Below are 21,579 nucleotides of genomic sequence, written 5' to 3'. Positions count from 1 at the left end.
TTCCTAGCCTTTCACTCCGGTCAGTGTGACACCCTCGACGAACGCTTTCTGGGCGAAGAAAAACACGAGGATCACGGGGGCCATGACCATGACGGTCGCAGCCATCGTGAGATTCCAGTCGGTGTGGTGCGCTCCCTTGAACGATTCCAGACCGTAACTGAGGGTCCATGCGCCCGGGTTCTCGGACGCGTAGATCTGGGGGCCGAAGTAGTCGTTCCAGGCGAAGAAGAACTGGAACAGCGCCACCGCGGCGATTCCGGGTTTGGCCATCGGCAGGATCACCTTCAACAGGATGCGCAGTTCGCCGCAGCCGTCCACGCGTGCCGCATCCAGATACTCACCGGGAATGGTCAGCAGGAACTGGCGCAACAGGAAGATGGCGAACGCGTCCCCGAACGCCATGGGGATGATCAGCGGCCATAGGCTTCCCGCGAGGTCCAGTTCCTTCGCCCAGAACAGGTACATCGGCACGATGATGACCTGGGGCGGCAGCATCATCATGGAGATGACGAGCATCATGGCCAGTCGCTGGCCACGGAACCGGAACTTGGCGAGTGCATACGCCACCGGGATCGAGGAGACGACCGTCAAGACGGTGCCCACACCCGCGTAGACCAGGGTGTTCCGCCACCAGGTCAGGAAGCCCGGGGTGTCGAGGACCTTGGTGTAGTTCCCCCATTCCCACGTGGTGGGAACGAGATCGCGGGTCAGCGTCTGTTGACTGCCCATCAGCGAGGTCAGCACGACGAAGACGAAGGGGAGCACGAAGAACAGAGCGGCGGCGACTCCCAGCGAATGCACCGCAATCCAGTGCAGCAGTGCCTTGCGGCGTGCCGTGCGGTGCGCCGGTGTCAGGGGTTCCTTTGCGGACCCGGGGGACCGCTCCTTGAGGGAGAGGGCCATGGCTCAATCACCCACCCGAATGAGTCCGCCCCTGCTGCGCATCAAGAACGCGGTGAAGAGCATCGACAGTCCAAACAGTACGAGTGCGATCACGGCTGCCGCTCCGTAGTCGAAGCGCTGGAATCCGGCGTTGTAGATGATCTGCGGCAGGGTCAGCGTGGACTTGTCCGGATATCCGGGCTCGAATTGCTGCCCACTGCCGCCGATCACTCCGGATGCGACCTTTCCGGCCACCAGCGGTTGGGTGTAGTACTGCATCGCCTGGATCACCCCGGTGACCACTGCGAACAGGATGATCGGGGAGATGTTCGGCAGGGTGATGAAACGGAACTGTTGCCAGGGGGAGGCGCCGTCCAGCTTCGAGGCCTCGTACTGCTCCTTGGGCACATCGAGCAGCGACGCCATGAAGATCACCATCAGATCGCCGATTCCCCAGACGGCGAGGATGGTGAGGGCGGGCTTGGACCACGCGGGGTCGGTGAACCAACCGGGGGCCGATATCCCGAAGGATTCCAGAATGGAGTTCACCGGGCCGGTACCGGGGTTGAGCAGGAACACGAACGCCAGCGTCGCGGCGACCGGCGGGGCGAGATAGGGCAGGTAGTAGAGGGTGCGGAAGACTCCGGCACCCGTCTTGATCTTGGTGATGAGCAGACCGATGCCGAGCCCGAACGCGACGCGGCAGGTGACGGCCACCAGTACGAGCCAGAGCGTGTTCTGCACGGCGGGCCAGAACAGCGGATAGTCGTTGAAGACGTAGGTCCAATTGTCCAGACCGTCGAACACGGGTGGACGGATTCCGTCGTACTTCATGAAGGAGAAGTACACGGTCGAGATCAGCGGATAGGCGAAGAAGACGCTGAAGCCGATCAGCCAGGGCGACAGGAAGGCCGCGGTTCGAAGCGCCGCTCGGCGGCGCTTCGAACGCAGGGTGTACGTGGTCATCGCGGTGTCGTCCCGCTCACTTCAGCTTCGCGATGTCGGTGTCGATCTGCCGGGCGGCCTTTTCCAAGCCGGCCTGGAGGTCTTTCACCTTCCCCGCCTCGTACTGGTAGGCGAGGTCCTGGAGCGTCGTGTGATAGGCGCCGCCGTCGATGTTGGCAGGGCTGGTGTTGGACTTGGGGTGCTGCGCGATGTCGATGAACGTCTGGAAATCGGCGTCGTGCTTCAGATCGGGGGACTTCAGCGCCTCGATCGTCGATGGCACGTTGCGGATTCCATTAGAGAAGGCGACCACGGCGTCGGTGTCCGTGGTCATGTACTTCACCAGTTCCCACGCGGTGTTCTTCTTCTTACTCGTGGAGGCGATGCCAATGATCGTGCCGGCGAGATATCCCTTGCCGTAGTCGGCGACCTGGTCATCGGCGACCGGGAGCGGTGCCGTGCCGATGCGGAACTTGACGCCGGCGTCCTTGGCCATGCCGAGCCGCCATTCGCCGTCGAGCTGCATGGCGACCTGGCCGGTGTGGAAGGGGTGCTTCGCGCCCCATTCGTCACCGAAGGTGTTGCGGTACTTCTCCAGTTTTGCGAAACCGCCCAGTTTGTCGACGAGACCCTTCTGGTAGGTCATCATCCGTGCGAAAGCAGGGTCCTTGGCGACGTTCGACTTGCCCTCGGCATCGAAGTAGGTCGCGGACCACTGGGATAGGTAATGCGAGTTGGTGGTCTCGTATCCGTGGTAATTCGGCATGAAGCCGAGCTGTTCGTAGCCCGCGCCCTTGGGCTTGGTCAGCTTCTGCGCCACCTTCTCGAACTCGCTCCAGGTCTTGGGCAGAGCGGTGATGCCGGCCGCGTCGAAGGCGTCCTTGTTGTAGTAGAGGCCGTAGGCGTCGCTCAGGAGGGGCAGCGAGCACTGGTTGCCCTCGAACTGCGTGTAGTCGAGGAGAGGCTTGTAGAAGACCTTCTTCGGGTCGATGTTCGACTTCTTGAGGTATTCGTTGAGGTCGACGAACGCACCGGACGAGCAGAATTGGCCGACCGTGGTGGTCGAGAAGGACGAGACGACGTCCGGGGCGCTGGAACCGCCCGCGCGCAGCGCTTGGTTGATCTTGTCGTCGGTCATATTGCCGACGATCTTCACCTTGATGTTCTTGTGGGTCGCCTCGAAGCGCTTGACGTTCTCCTGGACCGCCTTGACTTCGCTGGGGGCCGACCAGCCGTGCCAGAACGTCAGGGTGGTGTTGGCCTTCGGATCGTCCTGGGTCTCGCCCTCGGACGAGCCCGTGCAGGCGGAGGCCATGAGGGCTATCACCGCCGTCGCGGCGACGGTCGTTGCTGCTTTGCGCGTGCGTATGGACATGGCGTTGTCTCCCTGTGTGGGGTGAGGGACGAGTGGTGCCTGTCTGTGCTGGCTGTGGCGCGTGTGTTTCCTTGTGGTGCTGGTGTGCTGCCGGCGGACCCGATGGGTGGGGAGGCCCCTCGGGCGGATGGCGCCGGAGTGGGGGGAGTTACGAGTGGTGTGCTGTGTGGAACCTCAGCGCGAGGTGTCGAAGACCTCGTCCCGAGTGGTGGTCAGGGCGCTTTCCAACGCTCCCCGCAGGACCGGGCGTTCCCTCACCGCTCCCAGCACCAGCCGGGGCCGGGAGGCGGCGAGTTCGGTCAGCTCCGCGTGCACCCGGGCCCGCAGCGGTTCGCCGCCGGAGGCGATGGCCTCGCCCGAGAGCACGATCAGTTCGGGGTCGAAGAGGGCGACCATGGAGGCGAGGCCGGTGGCGAGCGCCGTGGCATACGCGTCGAGGAACTTGCGGTACGGACCCGAGCGGGCCTCGGCCGCCCGCGCCACGAGGGCGCTGGCCACCTCGGTGTAGCGGCCCTGTCCGATGCCCTTAACGCCGACCTCCCGGGCCAGCCCGGGCAGCGCCTGTGCACCGGCCAACTCCTGGAAGCCGCCGCCGTTGGTCTTGGCGACCCGGCGCATCAACGGCATCCCGGGCACCGGGAGGAAGCCCACCTCTCCCGCGCCGCCGGTGAAGCCCCGGTGGAGCCGGCCGTTGATGACGACGGCCCCGCCCAAGCCCTCCTCGTTCCACAGGAGGAGGAAGTCCTCGTTGCCCCGGCCCGCTCCGAGCCTCTGTTCGGCCACGGCAACAAGATTGACGTCGTTCTCGTACTCGACGGGCATCGGAAGTTCGGCGGCCAACTCGTCGAGGAGCGCGGGGGAGTGCCAGCCCGGGAGGTGGGAGGCGTACCGCAGTCGACCGGTGGACGGGTCGAAGGCGCCCGGGGTGCCGATGACGGCCCGATGGATGTCGTTGCGGGTCAAGCCCGCGTCCTTCACCGCCCCGTCGAGCGCCTCGGCCACCTGGCGCACGACGCTCACGGCGCGGCGGCCCGGGGTGGGGAGTTCGTACTCGCTGATGACCGTGCCGGTGAGATCGGCGACGGCGGCCCGGATGCGCAGCGGCGTGACGTCGAGGGCCGCGGCGAATGCGGCGCGTCCGTTGATCGCGTACAGCTGTGCGCTCGGGCCGGGGCTGCCGACGGTGGTGCCGGTGGTGATGACGAGCCCGGCGGCTTCGAGTCGGGCGAGCAACTGGGACGCGGTGGGCTTGGAGAGCCCGGTGAGCTTGCCGATCTTGGTGCGGGAGAGGGGTCCGTGTTCGAGCAGGAGGTCCAGCGCGGCGCGGTCGTTCATGGCGCGCAGGACCCGCGGTGTTCCGGGGGTGGTTCCGGGAGGACCGGCCACGGCGGATGCACCTTTCCCTTCGGCTGCCGATGTGCGCAGGGATTGTTAGTAAAGTTTCCTATCCGCTGAGGAAACTAAGTGCTCGCCGGGGACGCGTCAATGCCTCGTGCGCGGGGCTATCAATCCGTTACCTCGCACCCTCGGGGGTCTGCAATTCTGACAGGTACCTGACCGATCGGGGTGGCTGGGCCCTGAATCCAGGGGTACGGAACGTGGGCGAGGCCCTCCGTCAGAGGGCGGCGGTCCGGGCCTACCAGAGTGGGGCCAGGGGTGCGGAAGACGTCTGCGAGCCCTGTGAGCAGGCCGGCTCCATGATCCCGTGCGCCTGCGCACCCGGTCGTGAAACGGTCGTCCGCGGGCCCTTCGACGCGGGTGACCGCCGTGTGGTGACTACTTCGTCAGATTGGTCGGCGGCTGGAGCGGTGCCGCGGCCATGGACTGCGGCGAGGCAGGGTTCGCCAGGGCCGAGGGCGGAGCCACGGTAGCCGCCGGATCGGGGCCCGACACTTCCTCCGCGATCTGGGGCAGACCACCGACGATCCGGATGCCCGCCGCGTCGAACGCCTGCTTGATGCGCCAGCGCAGCTCCCGTTCCACGCCGAGCGCCTTGCCCGGCATGGTCTTGGCTGCCACCCGGATCGTCATGGAGTCCAGCAGCACCTCGGTCAGCCCCAGGGTCTCGACCGGTCCCCACAACTGCTCGTTCCACGGCTCCGACTTCGCAAGCCCCTCAGCCACCTCGCCGATGACCGAGCGCACCCGCTCCAGATCCTCCGAAGGGCGGACCGTGACGTCGACGGTCGAGGTCGCCCACCCCTGGCTGAGGTTTCCGATGCGCTTGATCTCACCGTTGCGCACGTACCAGATCTCGCCGTCGTCGCCGCGCAGCTTGGTGACCCGCAGTCCCACCTCGATCACCTCGCCCGACGCCACTCCCGCATCCACGGAGTCACCCACCCCGTACTGGTCCTCCATGATCATGAAGACCCCGGACAGGAAGTCCGTCACCAGGTTGCGCGCGCCGAATCCGATGGCCACGCCCGCCACACCGGCCGACGCCAGCAGCGGGGCGAGGTCGATCTTGAAGGCGCCGAGGATCATCAGGCCCGCGGTGCCGAGGATCAGGAAGGACGCCACCGACCGCAGGACGGAACCGATGGCCTCCGAGCGCTGTCGCCGACGTTCGGCATTGACCAGCAGCCCGCCGATCGTCGTGCCCTCCACGGCATCGGCGGAACGGTTCATCCGCGCTATCAACCGGGTCAGTGCCCTGCGCACGAACATGCGCAGGACGAAGGCGATGATGAGGATCAGCGCGATACGCAGGCTGGTGTTCAGCCAGGTGGACCAGTTCTGCTCCACCCAGCCCGCAGCGTCCTCCGCGTGCTTGGCCGCCTCGTCGAAGGAAACCGGTGCCGACGGCGGGGCCGAGGGATCGGCGGCCAACAGAGCGGGCAGCGTGAGCGCGGTCACGTGGGGGGACCTCCTGGGCAGGACGATGGGCTGACCAACCACCCTAACGGGGCATCCCGGCGGTCCCGCTGTGATGTTCGAGGGAGAGACGGGGCTCACCTGGGGATGAATCGTGCAGGCCAGTCGTTGCGCAGGTAGTCCTCTTCGGGTGTGGTTCAAAACACTCCGAGCCCGTTACGGCTACGTGGTGGCGCTCGGACCTGGCCTGAGGAGAGACTGAGAGCAGATCGTCCCGGCGCGAGCCACGCGCCGCCGGCGTACAAGGAGGCAGCCACAGTGCCGCATGTCCTGGTCCTCAATGCGTCGTACGAGCCGCTCGGCGTCGTACCGCTCCGCCGCGCGCTCGTCCTCGTCCTGGAGAACAAGGCCCTCTGCCTAGAGGAGTCCGGCGCCTTTATGCACAGCGCGACCCGTGTCATCGCCGCACCCAGCGTCGTTCGGCTGAAGCGGTTCGTCCGGGTGCCCTACCGGGGCCCCGTTCCTCTCACCCGCAAAGCGCTCTTCGCCCGCGACGGAGGGCGCTGCATGTACTGCGGTGGCGTCGCAACCAGCGTCGACCACGTCATTCCCCGCAGCCGCGGTGGACAACACGTCTGGGACAACGTGGTGGCGGCTTGCCGCCGCTGCAACCACGTCAAGGCCGATCGGCATCTGCGCGAGCTGGGCTGGCGGCTGCGCCATCAGCCCGAGCCGCCGAGCGGGCTGGCGTGGCGCATCATCGGCACGGGCCATCGGGATCCGCGCTGGCTGCCCTATCTGCAACCGTACGGAGCTGAGGATGCAATGGCTCGGATAGACGGCATCTCTGCCTGAATCCGGAGCCATTTTTTGTGGCCCGACTCCCTCGGGGAGATCGGTGTCCCACCCGGTCGGTGGTCCTCCGCCGACCGGGGTCTTGTGCTGTGCGACCCCACAGACCCCGGGCGGGGCGCTCCACAGGCCGCCCGTGCCCGTGGCGCCCCTGGTCCGCGGTCAGCCCAGGCATCCGCCGAAGCGCACGACCACCGGTCCCGGTGTTCCCCGAGGCGGGGCCGGACCGATACCGCAGGCGGTTCACGGCCGGGCGACGGCGTACGCCTCCACCGACCACAGCGAGTATCCGAACCGCGTACCCCGCTGATCCCCCTGGACCCGGATGAAGCGCACCTCTTCCCGGGTGTCCATGCGCACCGCCTCCCGGCCGCCCCGTCCGTCGCTCACCGTCGCGGCCGTACGCCAGGTACGGCCGTCCGTGGAGACCTGGATGCGGTACTTGGCGGCGAAGGCGTCCTGCCAGTGCAGCACCACCTGACCCACCCGGGCCGGCGTCGCCAGCTGGACCTGCCACCAGGCGCCGTCCTCGGCCGGGGACGACCAGCGGGTCCTCGGGTCGCCGTCGGCGGCGGCAGCCGCGGGGAAGTCCGCGGTCTCGTCCGCCGACGAGAGCGCCGCTGCTCCCGGGGCGCGTACGAGATCGGGCCCGGCGGTCGCGGGGAAGGCCCGTACGGTCAGGGTCTGCACCTGGCCCGCGAAGGAGAGCGGCACCCGGTACTCGCCCGGTGCGGCGTCCTTGGGCACGGAGACGGTCACGGCCACCCGGGTCCGCACCCCCCGGGGCACGGACGTCTGCCGCGGGACCGTCACCTTGATCCCCTCGGGAGCCTGCGCGGTCAGGGCCCCCCGGACATCACCGGGGCGGTGCGGTGTCAGTTGGACGAAGGCCTGCTGGGGCGGACCCCCGATCTCGGCGTCCAACCGGTCCCGTACGAGTTCCAGACCTGCGGCGGCCTCGTCGGAGAACCAGGGCACCAGTCCGCGCACGGCCACCGGGGCACCACCCTGCGGAATGACCCGGACCGCGTCGGCCACCAACCCCCGCGCGTCCACCTGGGTCCAGCCGTCGGACGAGAGGGCGCCGATGGGGCGCCAACCCTCACCCGGCACATGGGCCTCCAGCCAACCGGGGCCCGTATCGAGCTCGGCCATGGCCACGACGGCGGTGAGCGGGCGGGCGCGCCCGAACTTCACACCGTCCTGCCCCGCGCTCGGCTTGAACCGGTCGGTGCCGGTCCAGGTTGCGCCCTCCTTCGCGGCCCGGTCCAAGAAGGGGTCCAGCACGCCCTTGCCCACGACGGCCTTGCTCGTCGTCAGTTCCTTGCGGAGGGACTCCAGCGCGAGCGATGCCCGCCAGGCCCGCGGTCCGTCGCCGAGCTGCTGCGCCTGCAACATGTCCACGGCGAGTTCACCCGCCCTGCCGTACCGAGCGAGCTGTTCCAACCACGGCCGCACCTCGTCGTCGAGGCGTCCCTCGGCAGGTCCCTTCAGGGATTCCTGTACCTGGCGCATCACGGTGAACTTGGCCCGTAGATCGGCCGCTGCCCGGTTGCGGGCCGCCGTGTCCGTCCCCGTACGAGCGCTCCAGAAGGCTTCGAAGAGGGGTTCGAGATAGCCCGACTCCGATGGGTTCAGTATTGAGGAGGAGTGGTTGCCGGCGAGGGCTGCGAGGGCCTCCCTGGTGCGCGGGTCACCGCCGGCCAGGTCCGATATCGCGGCCTGCCAGGACTCGTCGGGCCGGTATCCACGCGGATTCCAGGCGAAGTCCGCCGCGGTGAACAGCGGGATGCGCGACGCCGCGGCCTGCTCCATCGCATTGGCGAGCAGTGCACTGGAGCCGGCGGCTACCGCGGGCTCGCGACCGGTGTAGGGGCCGAGGAAGATGCGGTCCTGCGCATAGTCGTTGACGGGGTAGTTGTCCATCGTGACCAGCGGATGCCGGAACGCCACGCGCGCTCCCGCCAACTCCCGGCCGGTGATCGTCCGCGGCACCACGCCCACACCCGTCCAGGCCACGTGCACCCGGCCGTCCAACTCGTCGGCGAGCGTGCTCCGATACGCGGTGACGCCCTCCTGGTAGAACTCGGTGGGCATCAGCGACAGCGGCTCGGCCTCCGGATAGCGCTCGGAGAGGTGTCGGGCGATCGCATCGGCCACCCGGGCGTGTGCCGTCGCCGCGGCCTTCGCTCCCGAGCCGTACACCTCGATGTCCTTGTCACAGTGCCACTCGCTGTAGCTGACATCCTGGAACTGGAGTTGGAAGGCGCGCACGCCGAGCGCCCACATGGCGTCGACCTTGCGGATCAGCGCCTTGACGTCACGGTCGTCGGCCAGACACATCGCCTGTGCGGGGGCGACCGCCCAGGCGAGCGTCACATGGTTGCGACGGGCGCTCTCGGCCAATTGGCGAAACTCTGCACGCTGAGCGGCGGGGTAGGGGTCTCGCCAGCGCGCCTGGCGGAAGGGATCGTCTCCGGGCGCGTAGAGATAGCGGTTCTGCTTGGTGCGACCCATGAAGTCGATCTGCGCCAGACGTTCCTGATGGCTCCACGGCTCGCCGTAGAAGCCCTCCGTCATGCCACGCACTGCCGTGCCCGGCCAGTCCCGCACGACCGCCCCGGCTATGGTCGCCCCGCCCCCGGCCGTCTTGGTCCTCAGCTGACGCAGTGTCTGCACGCCGTGGAACAGACCGCTCTGGCCGACGCCGTCGATCGCGATCGTTCCCCGGCCCTTGACCTGCCCGACCGCGATTCGATATCCGCCGGACGGTAGATCCGCCCGCTGGGGCGCACGCAGCGCCCCCAACGCGTCCTGGGCACCGGGGCCGCCGAGGTGGACGACGGGCCCACGGCCGGGCAGGGCGGTGTAGAGCGTCTGGACACCGGATTCGCGCAACAGGGCGTGGACCGAGGCCGTCGCGTACGGGTCGGCGCCCGGGGCCGCTATGACGGTGGCTTCGGTGCCCAGGACGACGGGCGTGCTCGCCGCACGCATCGACTGGGGGCGCGGCCATACGGAGGGCAGGCCCGTGTCGCCCTTCGGTTCCTCGGCGTTGGTGGCGGGCGTGCCCGGATCGGTGGGGGCGGCCACCGCTCCCTGCGCACCACCGAGGAGACCACCCATCACTGCGACTGCGACGGCGGTGGCCGTACGTCTGCTGCGCGTGAGTCGCAACGCTGGTCCCCCTCGTTCTGAGGCCGTTCTGAGGCGCCATCGATCCCCCGATGTCACCGTTTGGTCTCGAAGCCCACCACCCGTGCGGGGAGGGTGTCAATGCGTGTGGCCGTTGTGTGCCTTTTGCCTGCCGAGGTGGGTGGTCCTGAGCCCTGAAGCGGGTCCTCCGGGGGTGGGAGGAGAGGGGTGGGCGGGGTGGCTACGGGCCGTGGGGGAAGGGCGTGTCGACGGGTCCGTGTGCAGCGATCGGGAGCGGCGACGGGACTCCGGGCCGAGCACCACGACGGCCTTGCGGAGCGATGCGGAGAGCCGGATCAGGAAGGGCCGCGAGATCGGGAACCATGTGTGACGAAGGACACGTTGATCGAACGTAAGCGTCTCAAGCGGAGCCCGCGGGGTAGGGCTCGAAGGACTCGTTACCGCCAGTATCGACTGATGGGAGTGTTCGTCATGGCCGCATCCGCCCACCTTCTGCTCTCCGCACTCGCGCCCGCGCCCACCCTGCCCGAGCAGCTCCAGGCCGTGGAACGCGCCTCGGAAGGACACCGATCGAGCGCGCCCCGCACGGCGCACGGCCACGGCGGCAAACCCTCCGGATCCGGCGGCCTGGCTGGCAAACCCTTGGGGCAGCGCCCCCTCCTCGGCATACCCTCCGGGCCCGCCCCCGGCCCGTACCTCAGTGAACTGCCCGGCCCCGGGCCCCTGACCAGCGAACCTCCGCTGCCCGACGCGGCGCCGCTCACCAGCGAACCGCCCCTCGCCTCCCTGACCCCGCTCACCAGCGAACCGACCGCCGCGGCGATCACGGGAGGAGCTCAGTCCCCAGGAGTCTGAAGGAGTCCCCATGGCCCTAGCGGCCCTAGCCAGGCTCGCGGCGCTGCACGGCGTTGCGACCCACTCGCACGGTGCGGGTGGGGCGGTGCCCGTTCCCGAGGCCACGGTCGTCGCGGTCCTGGCCGCCCTCGATGTCGATGCGGCGGACACCACCGCGATCCGTCGCGCCCTGGATCGTGCAGAGTCCGCCGCGGCCGACCGACTCCTGCCGCCCACGGTGGTTCTCTGGCGGGCAATTGCCGCACCCGGCTCCGGTGCGGCCTCGATCGGACCGCCCCCCGCCCTGGCCCATCTGCCGGAGGGCACCAGTCTGTGGATCACACTGGAGGGAGAGCCGAGCACCACGGCCCGAGGGCCCGCCCCCGCGTGGGACGGCCTGCCCTGTGGTGTGCACCGGCTTCGAGCCGAGACGTCAGACGGGCGCAGCGAACACGCCTGTCTCATCGTCGCCCCTGACCGCGCTCCCGCCGTTCCGTCGCACTCCCACGGATTCCTCGTCCAGCTGTACTCCCTGCTCTCCGAGCGTTCCTGGGGCATGGGGGACGTGGGGGACCTCGCCGAGCTCGCGCGTTGGTCGGCCCTCTCCTCGGGCGCGGACTTCATCCAGGTCAACCCGCTCCACTCGGGGGTCCCCGCCGCGCCGGGGGCCCTCGCCGACCCTTCTCCTTACCGTCCGTCATCGCGGCTGTTCCCCGACCCGGTCCATCTGCGGATCGAGGACGTACCGGAGTACGCGTACGTCGTCGGCGCGGAGCGGGCCCGGCTCGACCGCCTGGGCGAGAAGGCCGCCCGACTGCGGGAATCGGTCCTGGACAAGGGCGCCCTGATCGATCGCGATGCCGTGTGGGCACTCAAACGCTCCGCACTGGAAGTGGTGTTCCGGGTCCCGCTGGGACCGGGGCGCACCGCCGACTACTGCGCCTTCCTCGCCGAGCGGGGCCGAGCGCTGGACGAACACGCCACCTGGTGCGCCCTCGCCGAAGTGCACGGCCCCGACTGGCGCCGCTGGCCGAAGGAGCTCCGCGATCCGTGCTCGGCCGCCACCCGCCGCGCCCGGGGCGAGCTGAGGGACAGGGTCGAGTTCCACTCCCGGGCCGCCTGGGCCATCGACCGTCAGCTGATCGCCACCGCCCGGGCGGCCCGCGATGCCGGCATGACGATCGGGGTGGTCCACGACCTCGCAGTCGGCGTCCACCCGGGCGGCGCCGACGTCTGGGCCCGGAGCGGGCTCTTCGCCACGGGCATGTCGGTCGGCGCACCGCCGGACGCGTTCAACGCACGGGGCCAGGGTTGGGGGCTGCCGCCCTGGCGGCCGGACGCCCTGGCCGCATCCGGGTACGCGCCCTACCGCGAACTGCTGCGCGGGCTCCTCCGGTATGCGGGCGGGGTGCGGATCGACCATGTGATGGGGCTCTTCCGGCTCTGGTGGATCCCCGACGGCAGCCCACCCACGGACGGCACCTATGTGCAGTACGACGCCGAGGCGATGCTCGCCGTCCTCGTCCTGGAGGCGGACCGCGCGGGTGCCGTGGTCATCGGCGAGGACCTCGGCACGGTCGGAAAAGGGGTGCGGGAGGCCCTGGCGCACCGAGGGGTGTTGGGCACGTCCGTGCTCTGGTTCGAGCGCGACTGGGCGGGCGATGGGCATCGACTGCCGCCGCACGCGTGGCGCGAAGGGTGTTTGGCCACCGCTACGACACACGATCTGCCGTCCACCGCGGCCCGTCTCACCGGCACCCAGGTGGAGCTGCGCGCTCGGCTCGGACTGCTCACCGAGCCGGTGGAGCGGGAGCGCTCGCGCGAGCGGACCGATGTCCACGGATGGTTGCGCCTCTTCCAGGGCCTGGGGCTACTGCCAGAGGGCGCAGAGGGCGGAGAGGATGAGGAGGAGCAGATCCGCGCCGCCTATCGCTTTCTCCTACGGACCCCCGCCCGGCTCGTCGGCATCTGGCTGCCGGACGCGGTGGGGGACCGCCGCCCGCAGAACCTGCCCGGCACCTGCGACGAGTATCCGAACTGGCGGCTCCCCGTGGCGGACGCCGAAGGCCGCCCCGTCACCCTGGAGGCATGGGCCGCATCGCCTCGGACTCATGCACTGATGGAGGTTTTCAACGGCCGTCGAACACGCTGAGCACCGGTCGCGATGCCCCGTACGGCACCCCGGGCGCGCGGCCGGATCGGCCGTTCGCTACGTTGGCCCCGTGGACAAGAAGAACGCTATGCGCGCCGGAACCGTCATGGCCGGGACGACGCTGATGATGCTGCTCCTGTCGTCGCCCGCGCTCGCCCTGACGCGCGACGACGGCGATGACCCGGCCCCGCGGCTGAGCGTGGTCGAGACCCTCGGCCTCTTCGTCGTCGCCCCGCTGGTCATCTTCCTGGTGATCGCCGGACTGGTCATCGTGCTCGACAAGTCGCGGAAGCCGCAGGTCTGACCGGCGGCTGCGCCACAGAATCTCCTCGGGCGCTCCGGGACGTGCGTTTCTGACCGCGCATACCCCAGGGCGCCTTTGGCGTGCCCGACCGGTGCCGCCCGGACCGGGGTGCCCGACCGGTGCGGCCCAGACCGGGTGTGCCCGACCGGTGCCGCCCGGACCGGTGTGCGCGACGGATCCGCGGCACGGTGAGCCCCGGCGTACGGAACCGAGGCGTCCGGCCCCGGGCAGACAACGCGCCCAGGTCCTGTCTGCCCGACCGGTGCCCAGCCCCGGCGTCGTCAGCGGGCACGGGTGGTCGTGCCCCGGTTGTTCCCTACTCGTGCACCGCGAGCAGCTTGCGCAGCAGCGCTCCCAACTCCTCGGCCTCCGCCGGCTCCAGGGCCGCTCCGAACATTTCGTGTTGGCGAGCGAGCCCTGCCGTGACGGCCTGATCGGCCAGTTCCAGTCCGCGGTCGGTGAGCGTCACCCGTAGGGCGCGCCGGTCGTCGGGGCAGGGGCTGCGGGTGACCAACCCGGCCCTTTCCAAACGGTCGAGCCGCCCCGTCATCCCTCCGGTGGTCAACATCAACGTGGCGGACAGATCCCGGGGGGAGAGGGTGTACGGCTCGCCCGCGCGTCGCAGGGTCGCGAGCACGTCGAACTCGCCCCGGGAAACGCCGAAGCGCGCGTACTCCTTCTCGACCAGCTCGCCCATGGCCCGCGCGATCCGATAGATCCGGCCGTAGACGGCCATGGGCACGGTGTCGAGGTCCGGGCGCACCAGAGCCCACTGTCCGGTGATCGCGTCCACCGCATCCGTGCGGGGACTGTGAGCGCTCAGCGACGCCTCGGATCCGCTCGGTGTCCCTGCTGGCGTGGCCCGTACCCGGCCGGTGCTGCCCGCGGCTGAAGCGCTCTCGGACGGAGGGCTCTGAGAGGCGTGTGGCGGAGGCAACGATTCCATGGGAACAGTATCCGGCCGGCTTGGGTTGAGGGCAATTAAGTAACTCGCGACTAAGTAGCTTACGCGTAAGCTATATATCCGTCTGCTGGAGAGGGACCCCATGAACCGCGCCGCCGTCGTCGCCCTCACTGCGCTCGCCCCGGTCTCCTGGGGATCCACCTATGTGGTCACGACCGAATTCCTTCCTCCCGATCGGCCCCTGTTCACCGCACTCCTCAGGGCGCTGCCCGCGGGTCTCCTGTTGCTCGCCTTCACCAGGGTCCTGCCGCGCGGGGCCTGGTGGTGGAAGGCGGCGGTGTTGGGTGCGCTCAACATCGGAGCGTTCTTCCCGCTGCTCTTCCTGGCCGCCTATCGGCTTCCTGGCGGGGTCGCCGCCGTCGTCGGATCGGTGGGGCCCCTGTTCGCGGTGGGCCTCGCGGCACTGCTGCTCAGCGAGCGGCCCACCGTCCGAACCCTGCTCACCGCGATAGCGGCGACCTTCGGGGTGAGCCTGGTGGTGCTCCAGGCGGGGGCGGCCTTCGATCTCGTGGGGGTGCTCGCCGGGCTGGCCGGCGCCGCCTCGATGTCCGCCGGGGTGGTCCTCACCAAGCGGTGGGGGCGGCCGGCAGGGGTAGGGCCGCTGGCCATGACCGGATGGCAGCTCACCGCGGGCGGGGTGCTGATCGCACCGCTCGCCCTGCTGGTCGAGGGGGCGCCGCCGGCATTCGACGCACGCGGACTGGTCGGCTACCTCTATCTGGCCCTGATCAACACCGCCCTGGCCTACTGGCTCTGGTTCCGGGGCATCGAGCGCCTGTCGGCCACGTCGGCGACGTTGCTCGGCCCGCTGTCGCCCCTCACCGCGACCGTCATCGGATGGGCCGCGCTGGGGCAGTCGCTCACCCCGGTGCAACTCGTCGGCATGGTGGTGGCGTTCGGCGCCACGCTGTTGGGGCAGGGCAACCCACGGCGCACCACGGTGGAAATGACCGCCCTCGACCCGATCGGTCCGCCGGCTGCCCGTTCCATCCCCGCCGATCGCCGCCCGCCCGTAACGGACGGGCGCCTCCCCGAAGAAGCCCAGCAAGTCCAGCAAGTCCAGCAAGTCCAGCAAGCCGCAGTAGCCCAGCAAGCCGAGCCGGAGCATTCGTACGACCCCACAGCGACCACCACGGCGGTCCCCGAACCGAGGCGATGAAGTCCAGGGCGGGCACGGGTGCCACCGCCACAACAGCGGTACCAGCACCACACACGCGGCCACCCGGGCGTCCTGAACGTCAACCGGCCCGGACACCCGGTGGGCCGGGGCGGGCCCGGCCGTACGGCGTCGACGCACGGCCGAGGGCCGGTGCTACCCGGTGTTGCAGTGACCCTGGGTACCACCGGCCCTCGGCACGGTCGGTCTTCGGTGCGCGACGCTCACGCCGGCGGATCGTTCCCCGTCAGGACGCCTCGGTCGCCGCAGACGACACCGCCAGGGTCTGCAAGTACCGCATCAACGTCATCAGCACGTCCCGACTGGACCCCCGCAACCGGGCGTCGCACTCCACGAGCGGCACCGAGTCGGGCAGGTCCAGCGCGCCCCGGATCTCGTCGAGCGGGTAGTGGGGCGCGTCCGGGAAGGAATTGACGGCCACGACGAACGGAACCCGACGCTCCTCCAACCGTCCGATGACATCGAAACTGACCTCCAGCCGACGGGTGTCGACCAGGACGACCGCACCCAACGCCCCTTCGAACAGCCCGCGCCACAGGAACCAGAACCGCTGCTGTCCGGGAGTGCCGAACAGGTACAGCACCAACTCCTCGTTGATGCTGATCCGGCCGAAGTCCATGGCGACGGTCGTCGACGTCTTGCGCTCCACGCCCTGGGTGTCGTCGACGCCGACCCCCGCCTGGGTCATGGTCTCTTCCGTGGTCAGCGGTCGGATCTCGGACACCGAGCCGACCAGAGTGGTCTTGCCCACCCCGAAACCGCCCACGATGACCACTTTGACCGCAGCGGTGGCGGTCTCCGGCAACACGTCCTCGCTGCGCGGCCCGAGGGTCTGCTCAGAGCTTCTGAAGTCCATCGATCACTGCCTCAATCAATGCGCGGTCGGGAAGTAGGGCCGGTTGGACCGGCGCGCGTGCCATCACCCGATTGTCGATCAGGAGATCGCTGAGCAGAACGGTGACCACGCTCACCGGGAGTCCCAGGTAGGCGGAGATCTCGGCGACCGACAGGGGCGCCTGGCACAGTCGGATGATGGCGGCTTGCTCCGGCTGCATTCCGTGCCGGGGGCCCGACTTGGCCACGATCAGCGTGACCAGGTCGAGCGTTGCCGGCACGGACGCACCACTGCGCCCGCCGGTGATGACATACAGCCGCTCGGGACTGCTGTCTTCCCAGTCCCCCGCTTTGCTCACGCGGACTGCCTGTCCTGACGCGGCGGTGTGCTCAGGTGCTCGCCGATGCGCAGCACGAGGTCGCGCATCTGCTGGCCCATCAGTCCGGCGTCGACGCCCTCATCGGCCAGGACGGCCAGGAACGCGCCCGCGCCCGCCGCCATCAAGTAGAAGAAGCCGCCGGTCATCTCGATGACGACCAGGTGCATCCGGCCGTCGCTGCCCGGGAGTTCGGCGGCGACGGCGCCGGCCAGGCTCTGGAGTCCCGCGCAGGCGGCGGCCAGTCGGTCGGCGGTGTCGTTGTCGGCGCCGTACTGGGCCATCCGGAGACCGTCCGCTGACAACACGACCACATGCCGGGTCTGCGGTACGCCTTCCGCCAAGTCCTTGAGCATCCAGTCCATGTTGGTCTGGTTGGACTGCTGCTGAATCATGGCTGCGTACTCCCCTTGTTCGTCTGATTGGCCTCACCGGCCAGGCCGTTCTGGAACGCCGCGAGCCACATGCCGGGCTGTACCGCGGGTATGGACTCCGACTCCTGCTCCGAGGCGGCCGGCGCCGCGCTCGGGGCCTTGCGCCTGCGCTGGGGCAGCCCGGTCGCCGTCCGTTCCGTGATGACCGGGAGTTCTTCTTCGGTCGTGGTGAAGTCCGCCATGGTGGGCCCGGTTGCCTGTCGGATGACGCGTACGGGCCGTTCCGCGGGAAGTGGTGCGCTGGTGGGGCGAGGGCCCGAGGTGGCACCGATGCCGTGCGCCAGTCCGGTGGCCGAGGAGATGGTGGTGATCAGGTCCTTGGGTACGACCAGCACCGCGCGCACCCCTCCGTACGCGGACGAGCGCAGCGAGACCTGGAAGCCGTATGCCTGGGAGAGCCGGCCGACCACGGCGAGACCGAGGCGGGGCGTCTCTCCGAGGTCGTTGACATCGATGCCCTCCTGCGCTTGGCGCAGCATCCGTTCGGCCCGCTGGCGGGCCTCCTCGCTCATGCTGACCCCGCCGTCTTCGATCTCCACGGCGATGCCGGAGTTCACGTCGAGGGCGGTGAGATGGACCTTGGTCTGGGGCGGCGAGTAGCGGGTGGCGTTGTCGAGCAGTTCGGCGAGTGCGTGGATCAACGGCTCGACGGCGGTTCCGACGACGGCGACCTCGGCGACCGAGTGCAGTTCGACCCGCTGGTAGTCGGTGATGCGCGACATCGCGCCACGCATCACGCTGTACAGGGGGACGGCCCTGCTCCACTGGCGGCCGGGGCGCGCACCGCCGAGCACCGCGATGGAGTCGGCGAGCCGACCGATCAGGGCGGTGCCGTGGTCGATCTGCAACAGATCGCCGAAGACCTCGGGGTTCTTGCCGTGCCGGTCCTCCATCTCCCGCAGCTGCTGTGCCTGCTGGTGGACGATGGCTTGGACTCGACGGGCGATGTTTACGAAGGCGCGTTGGGCCGACTCGCGGAGGTCCTCCTCCTTGACGACCGCGTCGAGGACCGAGCTGAGCACGGCCTGGTGTTCGGCCGAGGTATGGAGGGAATCGAGGATGTCCTCCGGGAACTCGCCCTTGCGCAGTCGCTGGACGACCAGGGGCAGCAGTTCGACCACCAGACGTGTGGTCTCGGCCTGCTCCCTCGCCAGCGCGGCCTCGCGCTGGGAGAGCCGCACGCTCAGCAGGGTCACCCGTCGGCCGCGGCGCACCGTTTCCGCACAAGAGATGGCGATCGCGACCACAGCGATCACATCGACCCAGATCACAGCGGTGCGCGCCGAGGAGGAGACCAGGGCTGCTGCGGTTGCCGCGGCGGCGGCGGTGATGACGACGGGCACGAGCCACACAAGGGAAGCTGCGGGCCGCGGATTTCCGGTCGACGTTTCCTGTCGAACCATCAGCACCCTCAAACCATCGGAACGGAAATGATCAAAATGACATCAGTCGGGGAGCATATCCCCGTGCGGTTACGGGTGGTGACGGCGGGTCAGCATATTTGGCGGGATGTATGCGCTCGAATTTGGCGAAGACGCCCGTGTCGTGGGCTCCAAGCCTTGGATGGGCGATTTTAGGCCAACTTATGGGCAGAGTCGGGGGGAAAGCCACCCCCTGTGCGCGGAAGAAACCGCTCCCATGGCCCGCCACCTGCACGGACAGCTACCGGATGGGCGTGCGATGGAAACCCCGGCGAGTGAAATCGGTCGGCCCGGGTGCGTCTGCGACCCCTTCAGACGCACCGAAGGGCCGTGGCCCGGGGTGGATCCCCGGGCCACGGCCCTTCACCAGACGGTGAGGCGTCAGGAAGCCGCGGCTCCATCCGCCGTCTGCGCCTTCAGCGCCCGCTCCACACCCGCCCGCGACTCGGACATCAACCGCCGCAGCGCGGCGTTCGGCTGCGCCGACTCCAGCCAGGCGTCCGTGGCGTCCAACGTGGCCCGCGAGACCTGGAGCGAGGGGTAGAGCCCCACCGCGATCTGCTGGGCCATCTCATGGCTGCGGGACTCCCAGACCCCCTTGACCGCCGTGAAGAACTTCGCGGCGTACGGGGCGAGCAGCTCGCGCTGATCGGTCTGGATGAAGCCGTGGATCACCGACTCCTGCATGGAGTTGGGCAGGCTGTCGCCCTCCACCACGGACGCCCACGCCTCTGCCTTGGCCGCCTCGGTCGGTCGCGCCGCCCGCGCGGTGGCGGCGTGGCGCTCGCCCGCCGCCGTCTTGTCCCGCTCGTACTCGGCGGCGATGTCGTCCTCGTCGAGCACTCCGGTGGCGGCCAGCCGCTCGACCAGCGCCCACCGCAGTTCGGTGTCGACCGCCAGGCCCTCGATGGTCTCGCTGCCCTCCAGCAGCGCCCGCAGCAGGTCAAGCTGTTGGGGCGTACGGGCGGTCGCCGCGAAGGCCCGCGCCCACGCCAACTGGTGGTCACTGCCCCCCTCGGCGGCCCGGAGGTGGGCCAGGGTGGCGTCGGTCCACTGGGTGAGGCCCGTCTCCCGCCACTCGGGAGCCGCGTAGAGGTCGATCGCCAGCTTCGCCTGCCGGTGCAGCGACTGCACCACGCCGATGTCGGACTCCTTGCCGATGCCCGACAGGACCAGCGACAGGTAGTCGCGGGTGGCCAGTTCGCCGTCGCGGGTCATGTCCCACGCCGACGCCCAGCACAGGGCGCGCGGCAGCGATGCGGTGAAGTCGCCCAGGTGCTCGGTGACCACCTTCAGGGACTGCTCGTCGAGCCGGACCTTCGCGTACGACAGGTCATCGTCGTTGAGCAGCACCACCGCGGGTCGCGGGGTGTTGTCGGGGAACGGGACCGGCGTCAGCTCCCCGTCGACGTCCAGCTCGATGCGGTCGGTCCGGACCAGCTTGCCGTCCGCGTCGAGGTCGTAGCAGCCGATCGCGATGCGGTGCGGGCGAAGCGTCGGCTCGCCCTTGGCACCCACGGGCAGTGCCGGCGCCTCCTGGCGGACCGCGAAGGACGTCACGTGCCCCGCGCCGTCCACCTCGATCTCCGGCCGCAGGATGTTGATCCCCGCCGTTTGGAGCCACTTCTGTGACCAGGTGGTCAGATCGCGGCCCGAGGTCTTCTCCAGCGCGCCGAGCAGATCGCTCAGCCGGGTGTTGCCGAAGGCGTGCGCCTTGAAGTACGCCTGCACCCCGCGGAAGAACTCGTCCTCGCCGACGTACGCCACCAGCTGCTTCAGTACGGAAGCGCCCTTGGCATAGGTGATGCCGTCGAAGTTGACGAGGACGTCGTCGAGGTCGCGGATCTCCGCCATGATCGGATGGGTGGACGGCAGCTGGTCCTGCCGGTACGCCCAGGTCTTCATGGAATTGGCAAACGTGGTCCACGAGTGCGGCCAGCGCGAGCCGGGCGCCGCGGCCTGGCAGGCGATGGAGGTGTAGGTGGCGAACGACTCGTTGAGCCAGAGGTCGTTCCACCACTCCATGGTGACCAGGTCGCCGAACCACATGTGCGCCAGCTCGTGCAGGATGGTCTCCGCCCGCACCTCGTACGCCGCGTCCGTCACCTTGGAACGGAAGACGTACTGGTCGCGAATGGTGACCGCGCCCGCGTTCTCCATGGCGCCCGCGTTGAACTCCGGCACGAAGAGCTGGTCGTACTTGGCGAACGGGTACGCGTAGTCGAACTTCTCCTGGAACCAGTCGAAGCCCTGCCGGGTGACCTCGAAGATCGCGTCCGCGTCCAGGTACTCGGCGAGCGAGGGACGGCAGTAGATGCCGAGCGGGACGGACTGCCCGTCCTTCTCGTACGAGCTGTGCACCGCGTGGTACGGGCCGACGATCAGGGCCGTGATGTACGTGGAGATCCGCGGCGTCGGCTCGAAGGTCCAGACGTCGTTCTCGGGACCCGCCGGCACGGGCGTCGGAGAGTTGGAGATCACCGTCCACCCCTGGGGGGCCTTCACGGTGAACTGGAAGGTCGCCTTCAGATCGGGCTGCTCGAAGTTGGCGAACACCCGACGGGCGTCCGGCACCTCGAACTGCGTGTACAGGTACGCCTGCTGGTCGACCGGGTCGACGAAGCGGTGCAGACCCTCGCCCGTGTTCGTGTAGGCGCAGTCCGCCACCACGCGCAGTTCGTTCGGCCCCTCGTGGAGGTGCTTCAGCTCGATCCGCGAATCACGGAAGACGGACGCCACATCGAGCGACCTGCCGTTCAGCACGACCTCGTGCACCGCGGGGGCGACCAGGTCGATGAAGGTCTCCGCATGTGCCTCGGCGGAGTCAAAGCGCACGGTGGTCACTGACCGATAGGTGCCACCCTCCTGCGCCCCGCTCAGATCGAGGTCGACCTCGTACGCATGGGTGGTGAGCAGGCGCGCCCGCTGCTGCGCCTCTTCGCGGGTCAGATTCGTGCCAGGCACGCTGGTGTCTCCTTGCATTTCTGAAGTTTTTCGTGACGTTTGCCGTCATCCTTCCATGCGGGGGCGCTCTACAGGCCGGAGTTTCCCGCCG

At 69.1% G+C, this 21,579-nt stretch carries 17 protein-coding genes; 5 read left to right on the top strand and 12 right to left on the bottom strand.

Annotated elements, in window-relative coordinates:
* Positions 1-3: 3 nt before the first annotated feature.
* The 5 genes from ABZ348_RS07765 to ABZ348_RS07745 all read right to left on the bottom strand — a co-directional run bounded on the left by ABZ348_RS07765 (position 4) and on the right by ABZ348_RS07745 (position 6,061).
* Positions 4-903 carry a carbohydrate ABC transporter permease gene (locus ABZ348_RS07765; protein WP_358930399.1) on the bottom strand — a complete coding sequence of 300 codons (900 nt, stop codon included), beginning with the start codon at positions 901-903 and terminating at the stop codon, positions 4-6.
* 3 nt (positions 904-906) lie between these two features.
* On the bottom strand, positions 907-1,848 hold the full coding sequence (locus ABZ348_RS07760) for a sugar ABC transporter permease (RefSeq protein ID WP_358930397.1): 942 nt from the start codon (positions 1,846-1,848) through the stop codon (positions 907-909).
* A gap of 16 nt (positions 1,849-1,864) precedes the next feature.
* Positions 1,865-3,202 (bottom strand): ABC transporter substrate-binding protein, encoded by a 1,338-nt coding sequence (locus ABZ348_RS07755; RefSeq protein ID WP_358930395.1) that lies wholly within the window; start codon positions 3,200-3,202, stop codon positions 1,865-1,867.
* A gap of 174 nt (positions 3,203-3,376) precedes the next feature.
* Positions 3,377-4,537 carry an ROK family transcriptional regulator gene (locus ABZ348_RS07750; RefSeq protein WP_358930463.1) on the bottom strand — a complete coding sequence of 387 codons (1,161 nt, stop codon included), beginning with the start codon at positions 4,535-4,537 and terminating at the stop codon, positions 3,377-3,379.
* Positions 4,538-4,978: 441 nt separating this feature from the next.
* Entirely contained in the window at positions 4,979-6,061 is a 1,083-nt protein-coding gene (locus ABZ348_RS07745) for a mechanosensitive ion channel family protein (RefSeq protein WP_358930394.1), read from the bottom strand.
* 276 nt (positions 6,062-6,337) lie between these two features.
* Between ABZ348_RS07745 and ABZ348_RS07740 the strand changes: the two genes are divergently transcribed.
* On the top strand, positions 6,338-6,874 hold the full coding sequence (locus ABZ348_RS07740) for an HNH endonuclease (protein ID WP_358930392.1): 537 nt from the start codon (positions 6,338-6,340) through the stop codon (positions 6,872-6,874).
* Between the two features lie 240 nt (positions 6,875-7,114).
* On the opposite strand, the gene ABZ348_RS07735 is transcribed toward ABZ348_RS07740, so the two are convergent.
* A complete protein-coding gene (locus tag ABZ348_RS07735) occupies positions 7,115-10,048 on the bottom strand; it encodes a beta-N-acetylglucosaminidase domain-containing protein (RefSeq protein ID WP_358930390.1) in 2,934 nt (977 codons plus the stop codon).
* A gap of 645 nt (positions 10,049-10,693) precedes the next feature.
* On the opposite strand from ABZ348_RS07735, the gene ABZ348_RS07730 reads away from it, so the two are divergent.
* From ABZ348_RS07730 to ABZ348_RS07720, 3 genes are all read left to right on the top strand, one after another.
* Positions 10,694-10,882: a hypothetical protein gene (locus ABZ348_RS07730; RefSeq protein ID WP_358930461.1), complete on the top strand. Its 189-nt coding sequence runs from the start codon at positions 10,694-10,696 to the stop codon at positions 10,880-10,882.
* A gap of 10 nt (positions 10,883-10,892) precedes the next feature.
* Positions 10,893-13,013, top strand: coding sequence for a 4-alpha-glucanotransferase (gene malQ, locus ABZ348_RS07725; protein WP_358930388.1), 2,121 nt, complete (start codon positions 10,893-10,895; stop codon positions 13,011-13,013).
* 70 nt (positions 13,014-13,083) lie between these two features.
* Positions 13,084-13,317 carry a hypothetical protein gene (locus ABZ348_RS07720; RefSeq protein ID WP_358930387.1) on the top strand — a complete coding sequence of 78 codons (234 nt, stop codon included), beginning with the start codon at positions 13,084-13,086 and terminating at the stop codon, positions 13,315-13,317.
* A gap of 316 nt (positions 13,318-13,633) precedes the next feature.
* Here the strand turns inward: ABZ348_RS07720 and ABZ348_RS07715 are convergent, their stop codons facing one another.
* Positions 13,634-14,110, bottom strand: coding sequence for a MarR family transcriptional regulator (locus ABZ348_RS07715; protein ID WP_358930385.1), 477 nt, complete (start codon positions 14,108-14,110; stop codon positions 13,634-13,636).
* 253 nt (positions 14,111-14,363) lie between these two features.
* Between ABZ348_RS07715 and ABZ348_RS07710 the strand changes: the two genes are divergently transcribed.
* Positions 14,364-15,440: an EamA family transporter gene (locus ABZ348_RS07710; RefSeq protein ID WP_358930383.1), complete on the top strand. Its 1,077-nt coding sequence runs from the start codon at positions 14,364-14,366 to the stop codon at positions 15,438-15,440.
* Between the two features lie 244 nt (positions 15,441-15,684).
* On the opposite strand, the gene ABZ348_RS07705 is transcribed toward ABZ348_RS07710, so the two are convergent.
* From ABZ348_RS07705 to pepN, 5 genes are all read right to left on the bottom strand, one after another.
* Entirely contained in the window at positions 15,685-16,314 is a 630-nt protein-coding gene (locus ABZ348_RS07705) for an ATP/GTP-binding protein (protein ID WP_358930381.1), read from the bottom strand.
* Complete coding sequence (locus ABZ348_RS07700) at positions 16,295-16,651, bottom strand: DUF742 domain-containing protein (RefSeq protein WP_358930380.1); 357 nt, start codon at positions 16,649-16,651, stop codon at positions 16,295-16,297. The genes ABZ348_RS07705 and ABZ348_RS07700 overlap by 20 nt, the downstream gene beginning before the upstream one ends.
* The gene (locus ABZ348_RS07695) at positions 16,648-17,064 is read right to left on the bottom strand and encodes a roadblock/LC7 domain-containing protein (RefSeq protein ID WP_358880831.1); all 417 of its coding nucleotides are present in this window, start codon (positions 17,062-17,064) and stop codon (positions 16,648-16,650) included. The genes ABZ348_RS07700 and ABZ348_RS07695 overlap by 4 nt, the downstream gene beginning before the upstream one ends.
* On the bottom strand, positions 17,061-18,506 hold the full coding sequence (locus ABZ348_RS07690; protein ID WP_358930378.1) for an ATP-binding protein: 1,446 nt from the start codon (positions 18,504-18,506) through the stop codon (positions 17,061-17,063). Before ABZ348_RS07690 ends, ABZ348_RS07695 begins: the two co-directional genes overlap by 4 nt.
* A gap of 399 nt (positions 18,507-18,905) precedes the next feature.
* On the bottom strand, positions 18,906-21,488 hold the full coding sequence (pepN, locus tag ABZ348_RS07685) for an aminopeptidase N (protein ID WP_358930375.1): 2,583 nt from the start codon (positions 21,486-21,488) through the stop codon (positions 18,906-18,908).
* Positions 21,489-21,579 lie beyond the last annotated feature (91 nt).

It is taken from the genome of Streptomyces sp. NPDC005963 (assembly GCF_040638655.1).
In the GTDB taxonomy this organism is placed as follows: domain Bacteria; phylum Actinomycetota; class Actinomycetes; order Streptomycetales; family Streptomycetaceae; genus Streptomyces.
Note: the sequence above shows the minus strand (reverse complement) of the source record. Positions and strands in the feature narration are given on the sequence as shown.

Coding starts and splice junctions, on each gene's coding strand:
- ABZ348_RS07690 (WP_358930378.1), bottom strand. CDS start 18,506: ATGGTTCGACAGGAAACGTCGACCGGAAATCCGCGGCCCGCAGCTTCC.
- ABZ348_RS07760 (WP_358930397.1), bottom strand. CDS start 1,848: ATGACCACGTACACCCTGCGTTCGAAGCGCCGCCGAGCGGCGCTTCGA.
- ABZ348_RS07755 (WP_358930395.1), bottom strand. CDS start 3,202: ATGTCCATACGCACGCGCAAAGCAGCAACGACCGTCGCCGCGACGGCG.
- ABZ348_RS07705 (WP_358930381.1), bottom strand. CDS start 16,314: ATGGACTTCAGAAGCTCTGAGCAGACCCTCGGGCCGCGCAGCGAGGAC.
- ABZ348_RS07765 (WP_358930399.1), bottom strand. CDS start 903: ATGGCCCTCTCCCTCAAGGAGCGGTCCCCCGGGTCCGCAAAGGAACCC.
- ABZ348_RS07750 (WP_358930463.1), bottom strand. CDS start 4,537: ATGAACGACCGCGCCGCGCTGGACCTCCTGCTCGAACACGGACCCCTC.
- malQ (WP_358930388.1), top strand. CDS start 10,893: ATGGCCCTAGCGGCCCTAGCCAGGCTCGCGGCGCTGCACGGCGTTGCG.
- ABZ348_RS07695 (WP_358880831.1), bottom strand. CDS start 17,064: ATGATTCAGCAGCAGTCCAACCAGACCAACATGGACTGGATGCTCAAG.
- ABZ348_RS07710 (WP_358930383.1), top strand. CDS start 14,364: ATGAACCGCGCCGCCGTCGTCGCCCTCACTGCGCTCGCCCCGGTCTCC.